The organism is Ensifer adhaerens (assembly GCF_002940685.1).
GTDB lineage: Bacteria > Pseudomonadota > Alphaproteobacteria > Rhizobiales > Rhizobiaceae > Ensifer > Ensifer adhaerens_E.
Window position 1 is genome coordinate 44,363 of sequence record NZ_PNFP01000018.1, and the last position, 19,283, is coordinate 63,645.

The 19,283-nt window shown below is 63.3% G+C and carries 22 protein-coding genes; 8 read left to right on the top strand and 14 right to left on the bottom strand.

Annotated elements, in window-relative coordinates:
* Window positions 1-197 precede the first annotated feature (197 nt).
* Genes mnhG through C1A35_RS28890 form a run of 7 tightly spaced genes read right to left on the bottom strand, consistent with a single transcriptional unit; the run spans window position 198 to window position 6,130 of the window.
* A complete protein-coding gene (mnhG, locus tag C1A35_RS28860; protein WP_104667674.1) occupies window positions 198-557 on the bottom strand; it encodes a monovalent cation/H(+) antiporter subunit G in 360 nt (119 codons plus the stop codon).
* Window positions 554-937 (bottom strand): cation:proton antiporter, encoded by a 384-nt coding sequence (locus tag C1A35_RS28865; protein ID WP_104667675.1) that lies wholly within the window; start codon window positions 935-937, stop codon window positions 554-556. Before C1A35_RS28865 ends, mnhG begins: the two co-directional genes overlap by 4 nt.
* Window positions 934-1,410: a Na+/H+ antiporter subunit E gene (locus C1A35_RS28870; RefSeq protein WP_104667676.1), complete on the bottom strand. Its 477-nt coding sequence runs from the start codon at window positions 1,408-1,410 to the stop codon at window positions 934-936. The genes C1A35_RS28865 and C1A35_RS28870 overlap by 4 nt, the downstream gene beginning before the upstream one ends.
* Window positions 1,407-2,969, bottom strand: coding sequence for a Na+/H+ antiporter subunit D (locus C1A35_RS28875; protein WP_104667677.1), 1,563 nt, complete (start codon window positions 2,967-2,969; stop codon window positions 1,407-1,409). Before C1A35_RS28875 ends, C1A35_RS28870 begins: the two co-directional genes overlap by 4 nt.
* Before the next feature lie 7 nt (window positions 2,970-2,976).
* Window positions 2,977-3,354, bottom strand: coding sequence for a Na+/H+ antiporter subunit C (locus tag C1A35_RS28880; RefSeq protein ID WP_104667678.1), 378 nt, complete (start codon window positions 3,352-3,354; stop codon window positions 2,977-2,979).
* Complete coding sequence (locus C1A35_RS28885) at window positions 3,354-3,773, bottom strand: Na(+)/H(+) antiporter subunit B (protein WP_104667679.1); 420 nt, start codon at window positions 3,771-3,773, stop codon at window positions 3,354-3,356. Before C1A35_RS28885 ends, C1A35_RS28880 begins: the two co-directional genes overlap by 1 nt.
* Window positions 3,770-6,130, bottom strand: a complete 2,361-nt coding sequence (locus tag C1A35_RS28890) for a putative monovalent cation/H+ antiporter subunit A (protein WP_104667680.1) — start codon at window positions 6,128-6,130, stop codon at window positions 3,770-3,772. The genes C1A35_RS28885 and C1A35_RS28890 overlap by 4 nt, the downstream gene beginning before the upstream one ends.
* Window positions 6,131-6,587: 457 nt before the next feature.
* On the opposite strand from C1A35_RS28890, the gene C1A35_RS28895 reads away from it, so the two are divergent.
* The 3 genes from C1A35_RS28895 to C1A35_RS28905 all read left to right on the top strand — a co-directional run bounded on the left by C1A35_RS28895 (window position 6,588) and on the right by C1A35_RS28905 (window position 9,304).
* Complete coding sequence (locus C1A35_RS28895) at window positions 6,588-8,180, top strand: EAL domain-containing protein (protein WP_104667681.1); 1,593 nt, start codon at window positions 6,588-6,590, stop codon at window positions 8,178-8,180.
* A gap of 85 nt (window positions 8,181-8,265) precedes the next feature.
* The gene (gene msrB, locus C1A35_RS28900) at window positions 8,266-8,673 is read left to right on the top strand and encodes a peptide-methionine (R)-S-oxide reductase MsrB (protein WP_104667682.1); all 408 of its coding nucleotides are present in this window, start codon (window positions 8,266-8,268) and stop codon (window positions 8,671-8,673) included.
* 106 nt (window positions 8,674-8,779) lie between these two features.
* Window positions 8,780-9,304: a hypothetical protein gene (locus C1A35_RS28905; RefSeq protein WP_104667683.1), complete on the top strand. Its 525-nt coding sequence runs from the start codon at window positions 8,780-8,782 to the stop codon at window positions 9,302-9,304.
* Window positions 9,305-9,311: 7 nt separating this feature from the next.
* Here C1A35_RS28905 and trhA read toward each other — a convergent pair whose 3' ends face one another.
* On the bottom strand, window positions 9,312-9,968 hold the full coding sequence (gene trhA, locus C1A35_RS28910; RefSeq protein ID WP_104667684.1) for a PAQR family membrane homeostasis protein TrhA: 657 nt from the start codon (window positions 9,966-9,968) through the stop codon (window positions 9,312-9,314).
* Between the two features lie 242 nt (window positions 9,969-10,210).
* Between trhA and C1A35_RS28915 the strand changes: the two genes are divergently transcribed.
* Window positions 10,211-10,672, top strand: coding sequence for a GNAT family N-acetyltransferase (locus C1A35_RS28915; protein ID WP_104667685.1), 462 nt, complete (start codon window positions 10,211-10,213; stop codon window positions 10,670-10,672).
* 10 nt (window positions 10,673-10,682) lie between these two features.
* Here C1A35_RS28915 and C1A35_RS28920 read toward each other — a convergent pair whose 3' ends face one another.
* Together C1A35_RS28920 and C1A35_RS28925 are read right to left on the bottom strand one after the other, a co-directional pair.
* Window positions 10,683-11,027: a TraR/DksA family transcriptional regulator gene (locus C1A35_RS28920; protein ID WP_104667686.1), complete on the bottom strand. Its 345-nt coding sequence runs from the start codon at window positions 11,025-11,027 to the stop codon at window positions 10,683-10,685.
* Between the two features lie 62 nt (window positions 11,028-11,089).
* Complete coding sequence (locus C1A35_RS28925) at window positions 11,090-11,512, bottom strand: universal stress protein (protein WP_104667687.1); 423 nt, start codon at window positions 11,510-11,512, stop codon at window positions 11,090-11,092.
* A 301-nt stretch (window positions 11,513-11,813) separates the two neighbouring features.
* On the opposite strand from C1A35_RS28925, the gene C1A35_RS28930 reads away from it, so the two are divergent.
* Entirely contained in the window at window positions 11,814-12,692 is an 879-nt protein-coding gene (locus C1A35_RS28930; protein WP_104667688.1) for a VOC family protein, read from the top strand.
* A 63-nt stretch (window positions 12,693-12,755) separates the two neighbouring features.
* Here C1A35_RS28930 and C1A35_RS28935 read toward each other — a convergent pair whose 3' ends face one another.
* Window positions 12,756-13,112, bottom strand: coding sequence for a winged helix-turn-helix transcriptional regulator (locus C1A35_RS28935; protein ID WP_104667689.1), 357 nt, complete (start codon window positions 13,110-13,112; stop codon window positions 12,756-12,758).
* A 131-nt stretch (window positions 13,113-13,243) separates the two neighbouring features.
* On the opposite strand from C1A35_RS28935, the gene C1A35_RS28940 reads away from it, so the two are divergent.
* Window positions 13,244-14,083 carry an SDR family oxidoreductase gene (locus C1A35_RS28940; protein WP_104667690.1) on the top strand — a complete coding sequence of 280 codons (840 nt, stop codon included), beginning with the start codon at window positions 13,244-13,246 and terminating at the stop codon, window positions 14,081-14,083.
* A 222-nt stretch (window positions 14,084-14,305) separates the two neighbouring features.
* Window positions 14,306-16,465, top strand: coding sequence for a right-handed parallel beta-helix repeat-containing protein (locus tag C1A35_RS28945; RefSeq protein WP_158665191.1), 2,160 nt, complete (start codon window positions 14,306-14,308; stop codon window positions 16,463-16,465).
* 62 nt (window positions 16,466-16,527) lie between these two features.
* On the opposite strand, the gene C1A35_RS28950 is transcribed toward C1A35_RS28945, so the two are convergent.
* From C1A35_RS28950 to C1A35_RS28960, 3 genes are all read right to left on the bottom strand, one after another.
* Window positions 16,528-17,286: a class I SAM-dependent methyltransferase gene (locus C1A35_RS28950; RefSeq protein ID WP_104667692.1), complete on the bottom strand. Its 759-nt coding sequence runs from the start codon at window positions 17,284-17,286 to the stop codon at window positions 16,528-16,530.
* Between the two features lie 111 nt (window positions 17,287-17,397).
* Entirely contained in the window at window positions 17,398-17,760 is a 363-nt protein-coding gene (locus tag C1A35_RS28955) for an SH3 domain-containing protein (RefSeq protein WP_234823047.1), read from the bottom strand.
* Between the two features lie 167 nt (window positions 17,761-17,927).
* Complete coding sequence (locus C1A35_RS28960) at window positions 17,928-18,200, bottom strand: DUF2798 domain-containing protein (protein ID WP_104667693.1); 273 nt, start codon at window positions 18,198-18,200, stop codon at window positions 17,928-17,930.
* A gap of 149 nt (window positions 18,201-18,349) precedes the next feature.
* Here C1A35_RS28960 and C1A35_RS28965 point away from each other — a divergent pair, with 149 nt between their 5' ends.
* Window positions 18,350-19,270: a LysR family transcriptional regulator gene (locus C1A35_RS28965; RefSeq protein ID WP_199773062.1), complete on the top strand. Its 921-nt coding sequence runs from the start codon at window positions 18,350-18,352 to the stop codon at window positions 19,268-19,270.
* Window positions 19,271-19,283 lie beyond the last annotated feature (13 nt).

Here is a 19,283-nt window from a genome sequence, read left to right on the forward strand (position 1 = left end):
ACCAACATTCACAACTCAAGCTGGAATTTCAGTTCAAAGTATTTTCCACGACGACACTTTACATTTACTCGATTAACATCGATGCGCGAAAAGTCCAAACATAAATTTGACGACACTTAGCAACTTTATCTCCAAATTGCTAAAATGGCCACACTCGATCGTAAAGTCCTGAAATACAGTTTCAGAACTGTCGTCTATCAGTCGCGACGCGGCTCTTCCTTTTGCGGAAGCTGATCTATGACTGACAGCTTAGCCAGCCTGTAACCTGCCTGATGTGCGGCTTTTGCCAAGAGATGAGCCGAGATCGGCGCAGTCAGAACGAAGAAAAAGAAGCCTGCGAGCGCGCGAATCAAAATGGCGGCGTCGAGAGAATGCACCCCCGCGGCCAAAAGCAACAGGCCCGATCCGATCGTACCGGCCTTGGAGGCGGCGTGCATGCGCGTGTAAAGATCTGGAAAGCGGATAATACCGATCGCCGCCAGCAGCGAAAATGTCGCACCGACGACCAGCAGGACGGCGACCAGCAAGGTGACGGAAATCTCGAGGACCGGGCTCATCGGCGCCCTCCCTTGCGTTTGCGCTGCGCGGATTTGCCCCTCGGCAGCGGCGCGCGCCTGGCCTCGACCACGCCCCTTTCGACAGCCGCCCTCTCCGGTGAAAGGCCGCGCGCCAGCACGAAGCGGGCAAAGGCGACCGTCGCCAGGAAGCCGACAAGGCCGAGCGCGATGGCGATGTCGATATAGAGGTTGAAGCCGGTGCGGATCGCAACGACGGCAATGAGGCCGATGGCGATCGCCACCAGCATGTCGAGACCAAGCACCCTGTCGGGCAATGTCGGGCCGCGAATGATGCGCCAGACAGTCATCAGAAGCGCTGCGGACAGCACGACCATCGCGAAGCCGGTGGCAAGGGCGAGGATTTGCGCCGAGAGGTTCATTCGAAGGCCTCCTTGATCCGGCGCTCGAATCCATTGGCGATGTCGCGCCTGAGGCCACCCGGATCGGCGCAATCGAGCGCATGGACATAGAGCGTCCGGCGGTCGTCGGAGACATCGACCGACAGGGTTCCGGGCGTCAGCGTAATGAGATTGGCAAGCAGCGCGATTTCGAAATCGCTCTTGACCGTCAGCGGATAGGCGAAGATGCCGGGCTTCAACACCATCTTCGGCTGAATGACCAGCAGGGCGACCTTGGTCGCCGAGATCGCCAGTTCCTTGAAGAACAGCGCCGTCAGCAGGAAAAGCTTGAGCGGGCGAACCGGGTAGGCCACCGGCTGAAGCTCGCGCCGGATCAAGAACAGCGACAACGCTCCGACGACGAAACCGAGGATCAGGTTGGCGGGCGAGAAGCTGGCGCTGATGGCGCCCCAGATCGCCGTGAAAACCAGGTTGATGGTCAGGAACTTGGTCACGGCGCTCCTCCCGGGAAGACCGAGTTCAGGTAGGCCGACGGTTCGGCAAGGCCTGCAGCGGCGTTCTGAACCACGGAAAGCAGCGGCTCGGGATAAAGACCGATCGCCAGTGCGAGCACGGTCAATGCGGCAACAGGCAGAAGCGCCGCCACCGAGACCGTCGCGGACGCAGGCCCTCCCTCCCCGGACGCCACATCGCGCCAGTAGGCGAGCAGGAAGAAGCGCCCGGTAACGATGGTCGTCAGGAAGCCGGTCAGGAGCAGAACCGCCGCCAGCCACCAGGCGCCGATATCGAGCGCCGCCTTGACCAGCATCACCTTCGGCCAGAAACCGGAGAACGGCGGCAGGCCCGACACGGCGAAGGCGAGCATGAGCGACAGCGCCGCAAAACCGGCGTGGCGGCGATAGAGACCCGCCAGCGACGAAAGCGAGAAGCTGTCGCCGAGTCTGGCTGCGACGCCCGAGGCGAGGTAAAGCGCGGTCATGACGAGCATCGAATGCAGCGCATAGAAGATCGCGCCGCCGATGCCGCCGGGACCGCCGACAGCAACGCCGGCAAGGATCGAGCCGATGCCGGAGACCACGAGATAACCGAGCATGCGGCGGAAATCCGATTGCGCCAGTGCGCCCAGGACACCGACGAGCATGGTCAGCGCACCGGCAAGAGCGATGACGAAGCTCAATTCCTCGCGCTCGACCGGCAGCAGCATGACGGTCACGCGGATGAGCGCATAGATCCCGACCTTGGTGAGCAGGCCGGCAAAGAGCGCCGACACGACCACGCGGGGCGTATGGTAGGACGCCGGCAGCCAGAAATTCACCGGAAATGCGGCGGCCTTCATGCCGAAGGCGAGCACGAAGAGCGCCGTCAGCGTCATCAGCGGTGCCGTGCCCGAGAGGCCCTCGGCCTTGCGGGCAATGTCTGCCATGTTGAGCGTACCGAAGCTCGCATAGAGATAGCCGGTCGTGATCAGGAACAGCGTGGTCGCGACGAGGTTGAGGAAGCCGTACTTCACCGCGCCGTCGATCTGCTCGCGCTCCGAGCCGAGCACGATCAGGCCGAAGGACGAGATCAGCAGCACCTCGAACCAGACATAGAGATTGAAGATGTCGCCGGTCAGGAACGCACCGGAAACGCCGGCCATCAACAGCATCAGGAACGGATAGAAGCCGTAGCGCCGACCGCTGTCGTTGATATCGGCGAGCGAGTAGGTGCCGCCGGCAAGCGCAACGACGGAAGCGGTGAGCGCAAACAGCGCGCCCGTGAGATCGACGGTGAAGGCGATGCCGAAGGGCGGCAGCCAGCGCCCCATGACCATCGTCACCGGTCCGCTTGCGAGCACGTGCCGCAGCAGGAGAATGTCGATGACAACAAGGCCGGCAAGGCCAAGCACGGCGATCGGCGGATGCCAGTCGATCTTGCGGCGCAGCATCACGAGCAGCGCCCCGATCGCGAGGCACCAGGCAACCGGCAGGATTACCAGCCAGTCGGCAGAGGCGACGGGCTCGAGCACGAGTGCTGCGGAAAGGTCTGCGGGGGGGGAGGTTGTAGCGGCCATGGGTCGGTCAGTATCCAAGCGGCGGGGCCGGCTCGTCCTTCGGCTCGGCAACGCGCATCTCGTCGGTATTGTCGGTTTGCAGCGCCTCGTAAGCGCGCCAGGCAAGAACCAGCAGGAACGCGAAGAAGGAGAAGGAAATGACGATCGCCGTCAGGATCAGCGCCTGCGGCAGGGCGTTGGCGGCCGGGCCGACGATCGCATCCTGGTCGCCGGCAATGACCGGCGGCACGCCGCGCGTCAGCCGGCCGCCGGCAAAGATCAACAGGTTGACGGCATTGCCGAGGATGGCAACGCCAAGCAGCACACGAATGATGTACTTCGACAGGAGCAGATAGACGGCAACGGTGAAGAAGATGCCGACAAGCAGCGCGAACCAGGCTTCCATCATTCGCCTCCCCGCTCTTCGAGCGAAAGGGCGATCGAGCTGATCGCGCCGACGACCACGAGATAGACACCGCAATCGAACAGCGTCACCGTCGACAGCGGGACCTCGAGGCCGAGAACCGAAGGATAGATCCAGAGACCGGTCATGAAGGGTACGCGGGCGGCGATCGAGATCAGGCCGGCGACCGTCGCCGCGAAGAGGCCGGCGCCGGCAATCGCCATCGGGTGGAAGTAGATCGCGCGGCGCACCATCTCGACGCCGCAGGCGATGCCGTAGATCGCCAGCGCCGACACCGCGATCAAGCCGCCGATGAAGCCTCCGCCCGGCTCATTGTGGCCGCGCAGCAGGACGAAGATCGAAAACAGCACCATCAGGCTCGTCAGGAACGGCGCGACGGCGCGGAAAATCACCGACTTCATGCGCGCTCCTCCGCATCCGGATCGTTATCGGCAACGCGCCGCAGCGAACCCGCCCTCAAGCGAACCAGGGACAGGATCGCAAGACCCGTGACCATTACCACTGCGATCTCGCCCAGCGTGTCCGTACCGCGGAAATCGACGATGATGACGTTCACCACATTGGCGCCGTGGGCGATCGACTTCGAGTAGAGATTGAAGAAGTCGGTGAGCGTCGCGTCGAAAGGCACGCCCGTTACCTTCAAAAGCATCAGGCCGAAGCCGAGCCCGCAGGCGAGCGCGATGGCGAAATCCGGGAGCTTCTGCGCGAGCGGGCGATGATCGGACGGTGAGAGCCGGAGCCGCGTCATGACCAGCGCAAGAACGACGACCGAAAGCGTCTCGATCATGAACTGCGTGAAGGCGAGATCCGGCGCGCCAAAGAGCAGGAAGATGACAGCGACGGCAAAGCCCTGGATGCCGAGCGAGACGATGGCCGTCAGCCGGTCCGCGGCAAGCACCACGGCGACAAGGCCGATGACGGCGATCGCCATGATCGCAAGTTCGTGCAGCGGCACGTCGGCCGCGAAGAACGGTGCGCGCGGGAATTCGCCATAGGCGATCGGCACGACCAAAAGCACGAAGGCAACCAGGATGAAGGTGGCCGTCATGTAGACTTCGAGGCGTCCGGATTGCAGCCGGCGCGTCAGCGCGACGGAGACGCGAACGAGCCCGCGGATGAACTGGTCGAAGCCACGATCGGGACCCCAGCCGATATCGGCGAGGATCGTCGCGACGAAGGCACGCACGCGGTCGAGCTTCAGATAAATGCCGATGCCGATGACTGCGGTCGCGATCGACATCATCAAGGGCAAGCCGACGTGAGGTACGACCGAAATCGTGACCGCACGGGGTTCGCCCGCAATCGCCGAAGCCATCGGCGTCGACACCAGCTCGTGCGTGAAGCCCGAAAGCAAGGCGGCCGAAAGCCCCTTGGCGGCGAGCAGCGCCGGTCCGAGCCAGAGCAGCAGCGGGGCCTCGTGCGCCGCCTTCGGCGTCTGGACCCTTGCACCGACGAACGGCTTCAGCGCGACGGCAAAGGCCACCGCGAACATCAGCGCATTGCCGAGGATCGCAATCGCGGCAAAGACCAGGGAGCGGCGGTCGAAACCCGAGAGCGCGTAGTAGATCTCCTCCTTGGCGATGAAGCCGAAGAAGGGGAACAGCCCGCCCATCGAGAACGCCGCCGCAAGTGCGATGACGAAGGTGAGCGGCATGGCGCTGCGCAAGCCCCCGAGCCTGGTTACGTCACGCGTCCCGGTCTCGTGGTCGATGATGCCTGCGACCATGAACAGGGCGCCCTTGAACAGCGAATGGGCGACAAGATAGAGCGCGGCCGCTTCGATCGCGTGGGGTACCCCAATCCCCGTCAGCATGACCAGCAGGCCGAGGGACGCCATCGTCGTATAGGCGAGCATCAGCTTGAGGTCGGTCTGGCGGCAGGCAAGTGCCGCGCCGATGACGAGTGTGGCGCCGCCGAAGAGCGGCAAGAGGATCTGCCATTCGGGTGTGCCGCCGAGCACCGGGTTCAGCCGCATCAGGAGATAGACGCCGGCCTTCACCATGGTCGCCGAATGCAGATAGGCCGAGACGGGCGTCGGGGCCTCCATCGCGTTCGGCAGCCAGAAGTGGAAGGGGAACTGCGCCGATTTGGTAAAGGCGCCGCCGAGAACGAGAATGAGTGCGGCCAGATAGAACGGGCTTTCGCGCATCTCCGGCCCGAAGGCCTCGAGCAGCGAGAGCTGGGTGACGCCGCTGACGTTCCAGATGATCAGGAGCCCGGCGAGCAGGAACAAGCCGCCGCCCCCGGTCACGACCAGCGCCTGAAGGGCTGCGCGCCTTGCGGCCTCACGCGCATGATCGAAGCCGATCAGCAGGAACGAGGTGATCGAGGTCAGCTCCCAGAAGACGAAGAGCATCAGGAAGCTGTCGGAGACGACGAGCCCGAGCATCGAGCCCATGAACATCAGGATGAACGAAAAGAAACGCCCCTGCTGCGGGTGCCCCTTCAGGTAGCCACCGGAATAGAGCACGATCAGCATGCCGATGCCGGCAATCAAGAGGACGAAGGTCAGAGACAGCCCGTCGATCAACCAGGAGAAGCTGACGTTGAACGACGGTATCCAGGCATAACCGCCCGTAACGACCTCGCCCTTGGCCACTTCAGGCCAGAAGCGGGCGAAGTGCAAGACGATCGCCAAGGGAAACAGGGCAAGGACCCAGGCCGCATTGTGCCCGAGAAGACGCGTGAGAAGCGGCGCGAGCAATGCCGCGACGAAAGGCAGTGCGAGAGCCAGAAATGTCAGGGCCGCAACATCCATCGTCCTGGCCTGCTCCTTTTATTTCATCGTGTAATCGATCGAACTCCCGACATAAAAGAAGGATGTTGGGGTCTCAAGCCTTATCCGGATAAAATCGGCGTTATGTGCCGTTACGTCGCTTCCGGGATCGGGCCCGGCAGTCCAGGCACGATCAGAATCATTCGTTTCATGCGGCGGAGGTCGTCGGCAATTAAAATGCTGTTAGCATAATATTCAGTTGCTGTCGCAGCAGGACCGAACGTCCTAGAATCGGGACAATAAGACGTGGTAGTTGTACGTAAAGGCTTCTTCAATTCAAAATAATACGAAGCCCGGATCGCCAAGCGGCGGAAACCAACGGCTGCTCTGAACCTCTGTCTTCGACGAAACCTTTGAACCGCAAGGCTCCGGTTCACCGACCGTCTTTCTGCCGCAAGCAGCATGAACTGAACAACCAACGATCACAGGCGAGGCCTGCTTGGAACGATCTCGCATAGTCGTCATCGCCAGTATCCTGGCTGCACTCGGCGCGATCCTGCCGATGCTGGCGGCCTATTATCTTTCGTGGTCGATCGCAGTGCGCGGCGAGCAGACACGGCTTTCTCGCCTTGCCGACTATGCCATCATGCGCGCAGACGCCGCGCTCGTGGAAGCGTCCAAGGCGCTGAAGGCCGCCGACCGGTTCGATATGCCGCCATGCATGGCGACACATATCGCGGCGCTGCGCTCCCTCGTCGTCAACACCACCGCCATCGAAGATATCGGCTACTTCGAGAACGGGCTGCTCAGATGCACCTCTTGGGGCTACCCGCCACGCCGCCTCACCCGCTCGCCGGCTGCCGATTTCTTCGCGAGCAACGGCGTCGAAGTCATCCCGCGGATGTATCCGACAATCAGTACCGGCACGCCCATGACGGCATTCCGGTATCGCTCCTACACCGTTCTGACCAACCCGGTCCGCTTCGTCGACGTGATTGCCGAGCCTGGCACCCGGATTGCCGTGGCCACCAAGAACGGCGTGCTGGTCAGCACCTTGAACGATCCGGATCCGTCGCTGACGGAACGGCTCGCCGATCTTCCGAAGACCGGCAGCAACGCCGACGACCTGTTCGCGACCGCCCGGGACGCAAACTGGATCGCCGTTGCAACCGCCCCCAGCATCGCCATTCTCAGCGACATGGATCGGGAGCGCCTGCTGCTTTTGCCAGGCGGCGCGCTGGTCGCGGCGCTGATGGTCGGGCTCGTCGTCTGGCTGTCCCGACGTCGCCTGTCGCCGCTCGGCGAGCTTTCGATCGCGGTGCAGCGGCGCGAGTTCATCGTGCATTACCAGCCGCTGATCGAGCTCACGACCGGCATCTGTGTCGGTGCGGAGGCCCTGGTGCGCTGGCGGCGGCCGGATGGGCAGATGGTCCGGCCGGATCTCTTCATCCCGCTTGCCGAGGAGAACGGGCTGATCGAGGAAATCACCGATCAGGTGCTCTATGCGACGATCGCCGAGCTGAAGAGCGTGCTCGTCGCCGACCGCTCGCTGCACATAGCGATCAACCTCGCCGCCGACGACCTCAAGTCCGGGCGCATCCTTCCGGTGATCGAGACGGCGCTTCAAAACACCGGCGTGCTTGCGGAGCAGGTCTGGCTGGAAGCGACCGAACGCGGCTTCATGGACGTGAAATCCGCCCGGGCGACGATCGAGGAGGCGCGCCGGCGCGGCCACTCCGTGGCAATCGACGACTTCGGCACCGGCTATTCCAGCCTGCAATATCTGCAGGAACTTCCACTCGATGCGCTGAAGATCGACAAATCGTTCATCGATACGATCGGCACGGACTCGGCCACCAGTTCGATCACCCCGCATATCATCGACATCGCCAAATCGCTTGATCTCTACATCGTCGCCGAGGGGATCGAACGGCAGGAACAGGCTGACTATCTCCTCGAGCGGGGCGTGCAGTACGGCCAGGGGTGGCTGTTTTCCAAGGCGCTGCCGGCGGCCGAATTCATCGCCTTCTACAACGACAGCAAGCGCAGGCTCGGGGCCGGACCGGCCGTGATCCGCCGCGAGATCGCTTGAAACCGGACGCCGACGAAGCCGCTGGCGATGTTTGCGTGTGCGGTCGCGCATTCCTATATAGTCGCCGCAACGACAGGAGACGTTCATGACGACCGCAAAGACGCCGAAAGTGGTGAAAACCGATGCCGAGTGGCGGGCGCAGCTCTCGCCGGAGCAGTACCGCATCACGCGACAGCAGGGCACCGAGCGTCCGTTCACCGGTCCATTCCTCAACAACAAGCAGACCGGCACCTACGAATGCGTCGGCTGCGGCCGGGCGTTGTTCCGCTCCGACACCAAGTTCGATTCCGGATGCGGCTGGCCGAGCCACTTCGCCGCGATCGACGATCAGGCGATCCGCGAGATCGAGGACCGCTCCCACTTCATGGTCCGCACGGAAATCCGTTGCGCCGATTGCGACGCTCATCTCGGTCACGTCTTCCCAGACGGTCCGCCGCCGACGGGTCTGCGCTATTGCCTCAACGGCCATGCGATGACGTTCACCGAGGATTGACAGCGAGGCGCGGAAGGAGTGGCATGGGATGCTGTTCCGCCGGGAACCGCCCCATGGCGCAGGCGGCGCTACATATACCAGATGAAGCAAGCGAGAAGAGGTCCGCATGCTACGCATCCTGACTGCACTCGCTTTGCTGCTTCCGTCCGCATTGACCGCGGTAGCGGCCGAGGATTGGGTTCCCTACGCCAATCAGCGTTTCGGCTATGTGCTCGACATTCCTCCCGGTTTCGAGCTGCAAAGCCAGGGCGACAATGGCGATGGCGCGAGCTTTCATGCCGACGACAATGGCGCCACCCTTTCAGTTTTCGGCAGCACGCTCATGGACGGCGACTTCGAAACCGACGTCAACGACCGCATGGGTTACGAGCGGGAGGGCGACTGGCGGATTTCCTATTCCCGCGTGACGGCCGCCTGGGCGAGCTTCTCAGGCGCGCGCGGCGATGAAGTGTTCTACACGCGCGCAATTGCACTCTGCGACGGCAGCGCCGCCTATTTCCGCCTGCAATACCGCAAGAGCCGGCTCACCAGTTTCGATGGCGTGATTTCGCGCATGGCGGAGGCATTGCGGCCATCGGAAGGTTGTCAGCAGGCACCGGTCGCCGCGGCGGCCGGCGAGGCGCCGAACTGATCGCGGCTCAGGACGCGGCGCTGAAGCAGGTCAGCACGGCCGAATAGTGCACCGCCGCTCCCGTTACGACGAAGCCATGCCAGATGGCGTTCTGGAAGCGCAGCTTTTCCCACACGTGGAAGATCACGCCGGCAGAATAGATGATGCCGCCGATCAGGATCAGCACGAGCGTCGTTGCCGTCAGCGTCGACAAGAGCGGGCCGAGCGCGAGCACGCCGCTCCATCCCATGGCGAGATAAAGCAGGATCGCCAGCCGGTCGAAGCGGCCCGGAAAGAAGCACTTGATCGCGACGCCAAGGCCGGCGATCGCCCAGATGCCGATCAGCATGACGAACAGGAACGGATCATCCAGGCCACGCTGCAGGAAGGGCGTATAGGTGGCTGCGATCAGCACGAAGATCGAGGAGTGGTCGAAGCGGCGCAGGAACCACTTGGTGCGCGAGATCGGGTAGAGATTGTAGAGAAAGGAGATCGACAGCGTCGCAAGCAGCCCCGCGCCATAGACGGCGGCGGCAGCAAGCTGACCCGTCGTGCTCCACAGCGTAGCGTAGAAGATCAGCGCGGTCACGCCAACCAGGGCGGCAGCCAGGCCGATGCCATGAACGATGCCGTCGGCAATCAGTTCCGAACGGTCATAGTTCCATTTGACCCCAGCAAACTCCACGTCTTCCCTCTCCCCGCACTTCCACTTCTTACGGCGCGCATGCCCGGTGCACGCCCCAGTTTCCATCATCCTGCCACAAGCCAACACTGTGGAAAAGCAGCAAGGGCGCGGTAAAAGCATCAACTTTTGCAACGCATTACAACAGTTGCATGAGGTGTCTGCGAAGATTGACCGGAGACTTGTCGGCCGGTGCGGCGATGACCACATGAACGACCGGATGACCAAGATCGGGAGGGAGCATCATGTCAGTCCTGCATACCCCACAGCCGGAGCAGGCGGCAGTGCTCACCGACCTCTGTCTGCGCTCGAAGGCCGTTTGGGGCTATGACGCCGCTTTCCTCGAGGCGTGCCGGCCGTCCTTGACGATCACGGCCGATGACTGGAACGATTCGGATCTGCAGGTCGCGATGGATGGCGCGCGCATCCTTGGCGTGGCGCAGGTCCGCGGGGGCGGCCTGGTGGCCGAGCTCGACAAGCTGTTTATCGATCCGGAAGCGCGGGCGGCAGGCATTGGCCGGCAACTCTTCGGCTGGTGCGTCGGGGCGGCGCGCAAGCGCGGTGCAACGGTCATGACGATCGACGCGGACCCCGGCGCCGCCGCGTTTTACCGCCGCATGGGCGCGGTCGACGACGGGGTCGTCGCGTCGAGCGTGATCCCCGGGCGGTTCCTGCCCCGACTGAAGGTGGATTTGGGAGCGGCCTGACCGCCTGGTATCAGCGTGCGCCGCGGGAAACCTCAGCCGCGCATTCCTGACAAAGCGGTGCATGGGGCACCGCCTGCAGGCGCGCCGCCGAAATCGGCAGGCCGCACCGCACACAGGTTCCGAAGGTGCCGGCCGCGACCCGATCGAGCGCAGCGTCGATCGCGCGGATTTCCTCCTGGCCTGCCAGGCCAAGCCCTTCCAGAACCTCATCCCCTTCCCGCTCGGTCACCCGATCCGGCACGTCCGCATTCATCGGCTGATCGAGGTCGTGCTCGATCTTGACAAGGCGCCCCTGCAACTCCGCCTTGCGGCTGGTAAGGCGGTCGCGAAAGTCGTCAAGCGCATGTTTGTCCATTTGAACACTCCTTGGCGGTGGCGGCGCGAGGTCGCGCCGCATGCGCTCTTATTCTTGGTGGCTTACCGGTCGACGAGAACGGCGCAGGGGCAATGGCTGACGACCCGGCTTGCCGTCGACCCGATGAAATAATCGATCAGACCCGGCCGATGGGAGGCGATGATCACAAGATCGGCATTCTCTTCGCTCGCGAAGGCGTTGATGGTGCCGGCAGCACCGCCGGTGCGAATTTCGACGCGGCCGTTGATGCCGTGTTTGGCCTTCATGTCGTCGAGCGTCTTTTTTGCCTGCTTGCGGGATTCCTCGACCATCTCCAACGGGAAATCGACGATCATGTAGCCCTGTGCATAGGCATTCAGATCCTCGACGACATTGAGCAGGACAATCTCGCCCCCTTCGTCGACCAGCTTTTCGGCGATGCCGAGCACGGATTCACCGTGTTCCAGCTGATCCATGGCGATCGGGACGATAATCTTCTTGTACATGCTGTACTCCTTCTTTTGCCCACGTGGATCGCCGGGCCGTTGCCACGGGCCAATCCCTCGTCTCAAGATTGCGCCTCGACGGCATTTTCGGCTTTGATTGAAATCAAATCGAAAGCGCTGCGCGCGCATGCCCCACTCGAAATGAGGTAGGGCGAAGACAACCACTGTCAACGCATGTCGAACACAACATCAAGTGACTGACAGGCTTCCGTGAACGAGCGAGGCAGCCCATATTCCTCAGCAGTTTCGATGAAACTGAAACGGCGAACCGGCCGCAGATTGGATGCCAAGGAGACAGTTTATGACGTCGCACGAGACCTTCGACATGCCGACCGACCATGCGCTGGCCATGCCCGCACATGTCGAGCATGCGCATCTGGTCGTCCAGGATCTGCCGGCTGTTTCCGCCTGGTATCAGAAGATCATGGGCCTGAGCCCGATTGCGAACAGCAAGAGCGGCGAGACCCTTGGCGTCAATGGCCGCCCGCTGCTGACGCTAACGACCGAGGGCAACGCCGCCCGGGCGCCGCGCAATGCGCCGGGCCTCTTCCACAACGCCTTTCTGGTGCCGAACCGCGAGGAACTCGGCCGCTGGCTTGCCCATGTGGCGCACAACAACATCAGGCTGCAGGGCGCTTCCGACCATCTGGTCAGCGAGGCGATCTACCTTGCCGACCCCGAAGGCAACGGCATCGAGGTCTATCGCGACCGGCCGCGGGCAGAATGGAGCTTTAAGCCCGACGGCACCGTCGGCATGGATACGCTGCCGCTCGATCTGCAGGCGCTCTACGACGAAGCGCCCAAGGGCAATTGGGGCGGCATGGCCGACGGCACCGCCATCGGCCACATCCACCTGCAGGTTTCCAATATACCCGAAGCGGACGCCTTCTTCCGCGACGTGCTCGGTCTCGGGCTGATGGCGCGCTATCCCGGCGCCAGCTTCTTCGGCGCCGGCAAGTATCACCATCACGTCGCCGCCAACATCTGGAACTCGCGCGGCGCACCGAAGCGCGAAGGCCACATGACCGGACTGTCGGACTATACGATCCAGTACAAGGAGCCGGCCGAACTCACCGCGGCGCTCGCGAAGCTCGACGCGCTGGAAATCGCCGTCAGCCGCAACGGCAATGGCCACAGCCTCATCGATCCCTGGGGCATCGGCCTCAAGCTCGTCGCCTGATCCTGCTCTCCCAGCGCCGCCGGCGTCATGGCGCCGGCGGCAAACTTGCCGGCCGCGGCCGCCTCAGGCGCTGCGGTCGTATTTTTGCTGGGCCGCAAGCACCGCCTCGATGTTGTTCTCCGCCCAGCGCGTCAGCGCTGCGACCGTCGAGGTCAGCGTGCGACCGAGCGGCGTGATCGCATATTCGACGGTCACCGGCACTGTCGCAAAGACACTGCGGCTGACGAGACCATCGCGCTCCAGCTTCTTCAGGGTTTGCGACAGCACCTTTTGCGAAATGCCGTCGATCTCGCGCTTCAACTGGTTGAAGCGCACCGGCTGTTCGTCGAGCTTTCCGAGCACGAGAACGGCCCATTTGTCGGCAAGCCGGTCCAGCACCAGGCGGGTCGGGCAGGCCTGCACATAGACGTCGTACTCCATGGGACACCCCACTCGCGGTTTCCGGACGGAAACCATGTCACCAAAAACTGCCTCCTTTACAGCACTTTCCGGCACCAATATCTAGTACCCATTCGTAATATGGTTTCATTTTGATACTTAGGAGAAAAGCGATGGCAGGCAAGATTCTGGTTCTTGGATCGAACGGAACGATCGGCAGCAAGGTGGTGCGGGCGCTGGTCGCCCGTGGCGAAGCGGTGAAGGCCGCATCGCGCAAGGCGACAGCCGTCGATGGCGCGCAAGCCGTCGCTTTCGACTACGAGGATGCCGCAACTTTCGGCCCGGCCCTTGATGGCGTCGACCGCCTGTTCGTTCTGACGCCGGCGGGATACCTCGACCCAGTCGGGCTGGTCGGACCGATCGTGACCGCCGCTGCCGCCCGCGGCATCAAGATCGTGCTGATGACCGTCATCGGTGTCGATGCGGACGACAGCATCCCCTATCGCCAGCTCGAGCTGCAGCTCGAGAAGAGCGGCACGCCCTTCGTCATCCTGCGGCCGAACTGGTTCTCCGACAATTTCCAGAGCTACTGGATCGAGGGTATTCGCCACGGCGCGATCGCGGTTCCGGCGGCCGAGGGCAGGACGAGCTTCATCGACACCCGCGACATCGCCGAAAGCGTCGTGGCAGCGCTGACGAGCGAGGCCTTCAACGGTCGCGCCTTCAATCTCACCGGGCCGGAAGCGCTGAGCTATGGCGAAGCGGCAGCGATCCTGTCGCGCGTGGCCGGCAAGCCGATCGCCTACGCGCCCGTCGATGACGAGACCTTCATCGGCATATTGGTGGGCGCCGGGGTGCCCGACGACTACGCGCGCTTCCTCGCGTCGATCTTCCATCCCGTGCGTGAAGGCTGGGTGGCAAACCCCACCGGCGACGTGGAGGCGCTGACCGGCCATGCGCCGCGCAGCCTGGAAACCTATGCCAGGGACAATGTCGCGGCCCTCACGGCCTGACCTGGCCGGTTTTGGACAGGGCCACCCGCCATCCGCGGGCGGCCTGCATTTTCCGCTTCGAGCGCCCCCGTATCGCAGCCCGGCCGCAGCCGTCGCCTGCGTCAACGCGTCGCTGGATAGCTCCCCGGCATTCGATCAATAAACTTGAGTATTATACTCACATATTTTAACCGCATGCCCAACCGGCCTCGCCCAAGGCCGCGTACATGCGGAGTTAATAATATGAAAAATAAGAGTTTTCTTGCAGCTGCCCTGGCAAGCAGCACCCTGCTTTCGAGCCCCGCACTTGCGGTCGACTTTCGTCCGCAGGCGGAAATAGAGGGCGGCTTCTTCAGCGGCGGCTCGGGCGCCGGCGGCGGCTTCTTCCTCCCCTTCGTGCTCGATTCGGGCAATGCGATTTTCATCGATACACGCGGGACAGTTGCCAACGGGTCCGTTCGCCAAGGCTCGATCGGCGCGGGCTACCGCTTCCGTGCCGACGATCAATGGGTGATCGGCGGCTACGGCTACTACGACTATCTGAAGAGCGACCACGGCAATGCCTTCAGCCAGCTTTCCTTCGGCCTGGAAGCGCTCAGCGGCGACCTCGAGATGCGCAGCAACTTCTATCTGCCGCTGACCGGCGCAAAGACGCTCAGCGCCTTCAACGCCGCCTATGTGCGCGACCACGTGCTCGTCTTCCAGGAAGGCAAGGAACGGGCGCGGCGCGGTATCGACGCCGAAATCGGCGGACGGCTGCCGGTGTTTGAGGACGACTCCAACGTCCAGCTCAAGGTCTTCGGCGGCAGCTACTGGTATGGCGGCCGCAATCTCGGCGACATGTTCGGTGCAAAACTGCGCGCGGAACTGACCTTTGCCGATCTGCCCGGCCTTTCCGAAGGCTCGACCGTCTCGCTCGGCGTCACCGGCACCTATGACAACGAGGACAAACTGAAGGGCGCCGTCATGGCGCGGCTGCGCATCCCCTTCGGCGCGGAGGGAGCAACGGCCGACGCCTTCGATCCGATGACCCGACGCGTCGAGCGCGCAACCCGGATCCGCACCCATGCCGGCGCCACCGGCGACGTCGAGGCGGCGCAGCTTGGTGGCAGCGGCCGCAACGCCGGCCGGGTCGTCACGCTTTCCTCGGCTTCGGGCAATGCCTCCGACATCAACGCCCTGATCGGCGCTGCCGGCAGCGACGCGCTGATCCTGACGGACGGGGACCTCGGCCTCGACCGGACGCTTGCGCTCGGTAACGGCCAGACGCTTCTCGGCGGCGGCGGCGCGATCACGGTGCGCGGCGCAATGAGCGGCGCGACCGCGACCTTCGTCAACCAGGGTGCCGCCACGACGATCACCGGCTACAACCCCGCCCAGGACGTCATCGCCATGGCGTCGGGCAGCACCGTATCGTCGCTTTCGGTGCGCGGCGGCCTTGCCGGCATCGCTGCCACCAACGCTGCGAACGTCACCGTCGACAATGTCGACATTGGCGCCACCAACCACGACGGCATCCGCTTCACGCACGTCGACGGCGCGCTGGTTCAGGACAGCCGTATCCACGATCTCTACATTTGCGAGAACAACACGAGCTGCGAGTTCTCGATCTACAATCCGAACAAGGCGCCCTTTGCTGCGATCAGTTCGGTCGGCGGCCGCAACCTCACCATTCGCGATACCAAGATCGACAATGTCACCTACGGCGTCTTCGCCGGCGGCGAGTTCAAGAAGATCAGCCGTACCGAACATCAACTGATCAAGGGCACGGAGAACGTGACACTCGATAACGTCACCATCAGCAACTCGCGACGCGAAGGGGTGCTGCTCGTCGCCGGCAAGAATGTCAAACTCGACCGGGTGACCGTCGACAATTCCAAGCAGGACCGGGACATGGATCTCGTGGCACTGCAGGGCACATCGGACGTGGTGATCAACGACATGCGCCTGACCGGCGGGATCAACGGCCTGATGCTCATTGCCAGCCCCAATCTCAACGTGCAGACCACGAATGTGAACGTAAAGGGACTTCAGGTCGACCGCCCGCTCCGGGCCGGCATTTTCTTCAACCCCGTCTCCGGCATTTCGCTGCAGGACGTCACGGTCACCAATGCCGGAACCTATGGAGCTCACATCTACGGCGACGCCTGGGGATCCTTCGGCGGCCCGGCGAACAACATCGTGCTGAAAAACATGTCGGTCGACAAGGCCGGCATCGCCGGCCTCTATTTCGCCGGCCCAGCCGAGGACATCACCGGCAACGTCAACGTCACCAACACGCCGAAGGATTGCGCGCTCGACGCCGACATGTCGCCCGGAACGATCACCCAGTCGCCGAGTTCGGTGCTGACCGTCAACGGCGCGAAGCTCGACCAGAGCAATGCGGCGGCCCGTTGCCGCTGATCGCTGAAGCCACGCCCGGCCGACCGGGCGTGGCACTTCTGCCCGAATTGCTCCGGCGCGCGCTATTCCGGCCGGCGGCACTCGAAGGTGGCGACGTGGTCACGATCTTGTGGAACTCTACCGAAGGCATAATCGCCGGAAACGACGATATCGGCGAAGCCGACCGCCCGCAGCGTCAGCATCATTTCCTGAACGCCCCACCAGCGCATGGTGAAGAATTCAAGCTCGCTCGACGCCAGCCGCCCCTCCTGCCAGAGCTCGTAGCGCAGATGCGAGACCGTCGTCTGGCCGATAACGTCGGTCTTGACCCGCTGGCTGGTCAGGGTCAAGAGGTCGCCCGTCTCCGTCTGCCAGCTGCGGATATTGGGCTGCAGGTCCGCGACCATGTCGCCCGGGTAGAGATCGAAGATCAACCGGCCGCCCGGCGCCAGCTGATCGAAAAAGCGCGTCAGCACGGCGGATGCCACGCCATGGTCGGCGATCAGTTGCAAGGACCCGGCGGGAACGACGATCGCATTGAAGCGCTGCGCGTAGGTGAAGGTCTCGAAGGTCTGGCGCGACAGGGCGGGCGCAAGGCCGCGGTCCGTGCAGTGCGCGCGGCAATAGTCGAGCATGTCCTGCGAAGCGTCGAAACCGGAGACGTCGAAGCCGGCCTCCAGCAACGGGATCAGCGCCCGCCCGTTGCCGACAGCTGGCTCGAGGATCGGCCCGCGACAGCCGAGAAGCCTCTCTCGGTAATAGTCGATATCGCCGAAGGTCTTTCCAATATATTTGTCTAAATTATAAACGTGAGAGGCAAGCCTGCCATAGGTATTGTTCACGATATCCGGCTCCCGGCAAAAAATAAAACAACGCCGCTCTTGTACAAGAGCGCAAGATCGCGCGTTGTTGTTTGCGGGCCACGCTTGCGGTTTATCGTTTCTGCAGAGACGCTAGAAGCGCGCCGGCCGAATGAACTTGCCGTAGACCCAGCCTTCCTGCCAGTTCCCATTGCGCTGCGGATCGTGCCAGATCTGACACCATGTCGCGCGTACGGCCTGGCGCTGGGCGGAGGCCGACCAACGGGCGATGCGCTTGAGGTCGACGCCGTTCATGCATCGGCCGGTCATCTGCAGCTTCGTGCCATTGGGATAGCCGGCGCGAACGGCCGAGGATGATGATGGCCAGGCGCGTGCGTTGAGCACATCGTTCCAGTCGACGCCGGAGACTTCCCAGGCGACAAACGTACTTGCACCGGCAGGAAGTGCCGCGGAGAGCGCCCCGGCCAGAATGGCCGGCACCAGCTTGTTCAACATGCCCATCTCGATTGCCCCTTGGTTCAGGCCGCCCGTGGTTGCGGCTAAAACAGAATGCGACCACTCGGCTGAATTGCAACTGAACGGATTTCACAAGGGATGTGGCGTGCCTTACCGGTCCGAAGCACAGGAAGCTGCCCGTCCCGGTTTTCCGGGACGGTGCTTTGTCAGCCCGGCAGGCGGCACACGGCGCCGACCAGCCGTGCGACCAATGGGCGGACGAGCAGCACGCAGATGAAGGCGACCGGCATGGCGAGCGCATAGGAATTGAACACGCGGGCTGGGTAGCCGGCGTCGATGCCGGTGTTGGCGCCGACGATGACGCAGCACATCAGCAACGCCATGATCGCTGACATGAAGAAGGCAAAGGCAATGGGTGCTGTGCGCGGCGGCAACTTGCGGCGGCGTGCGAGCCGCGGCGCCGATAGGGTGTCTTCCATCAGAAGTCTCCAGGGATTGATCGAGGGGACTATCCCCTCGCTTCACGGCCGCACTATACGGATCGCGCCGCGGCCAGGTAGGCCATTGCAGCCTCCTTCAGAAATAGGCAAAACTATCGAATGGCGAATATTATTCGATGGATGTCATTATGGATACGTTGCGCGGAGTGGAGAGTTTTGTCCGGAGTGTCGAGGAAGGCAGCATCGCTGCGGCCGCACGAAGGTTGGGGATCACCCCGGCTGCCGCAAGCCAGAACATCGCGCGGCTGGAACGCACGCTCGGCAGCCGGCTGCTCAGCCGCACCACGCGCCAGCTTGGTCTGACCGAGAGCGGCCGGATCTACTACGAACGCGTGCGCGGCGTGGTGCAAGAGCTGGAGCTTGCGGCGGCGGCCGTTTCGGCGCTGAGCACCGAGCCGCGCGGGCCGCTGAAGATCGCCTCGTCCGTCGCCTTCGGCCGCCATGTGGTGGCGCCGCTCGTGCCGTCCTTCGCCGCCCGGTATCCTGATGTCTCGATCGAACTCGTCGTCACCGACCGGGAGATCGATCACATCGGCGAAGGCATCGACATCAGCGTGCGCTTCGGCCTGCAGCTGGAACAGGGGCTGATCGCGCGCAAGCTTGCCTCTGTGCCGATGATCATCTGCGCGGCGCCTTCCTACCTCGAACGCCGCGGCCGGCCGCAACGGCCGGAAGACCTCGCGCACCATGATTGCCTCGTCTACCGCTATGCCGGCCACGGCCGCATCTTTCGCTGGGCGTTCAACCGCGACGGCCTGCGCTTCGAGCCGGACCTGAAGGCGACGATCGTCAGCAACGACATCGACACGCTCGCCGAGATGGCGATCGCCGGTGCCGGCATTGCCCGGCTCGGCGCCTTCATCGCGGCACCGCTGATCGAACGCGGGCTGGTCGTGCCGCTGTTCGGCGAGCTGCCAGAGGCAGGCGTGGCCAACACCGACCACGAACCCTTCGATTTCTACGCCTGCTTTGCCGACCGCCAGGCGCAAACCCCGAAAGTGCGTGCCTTCATCGAGCATGCGGCACAATCGCTGAAGGGGCGCTGGTAGGCGTCATCTGCCG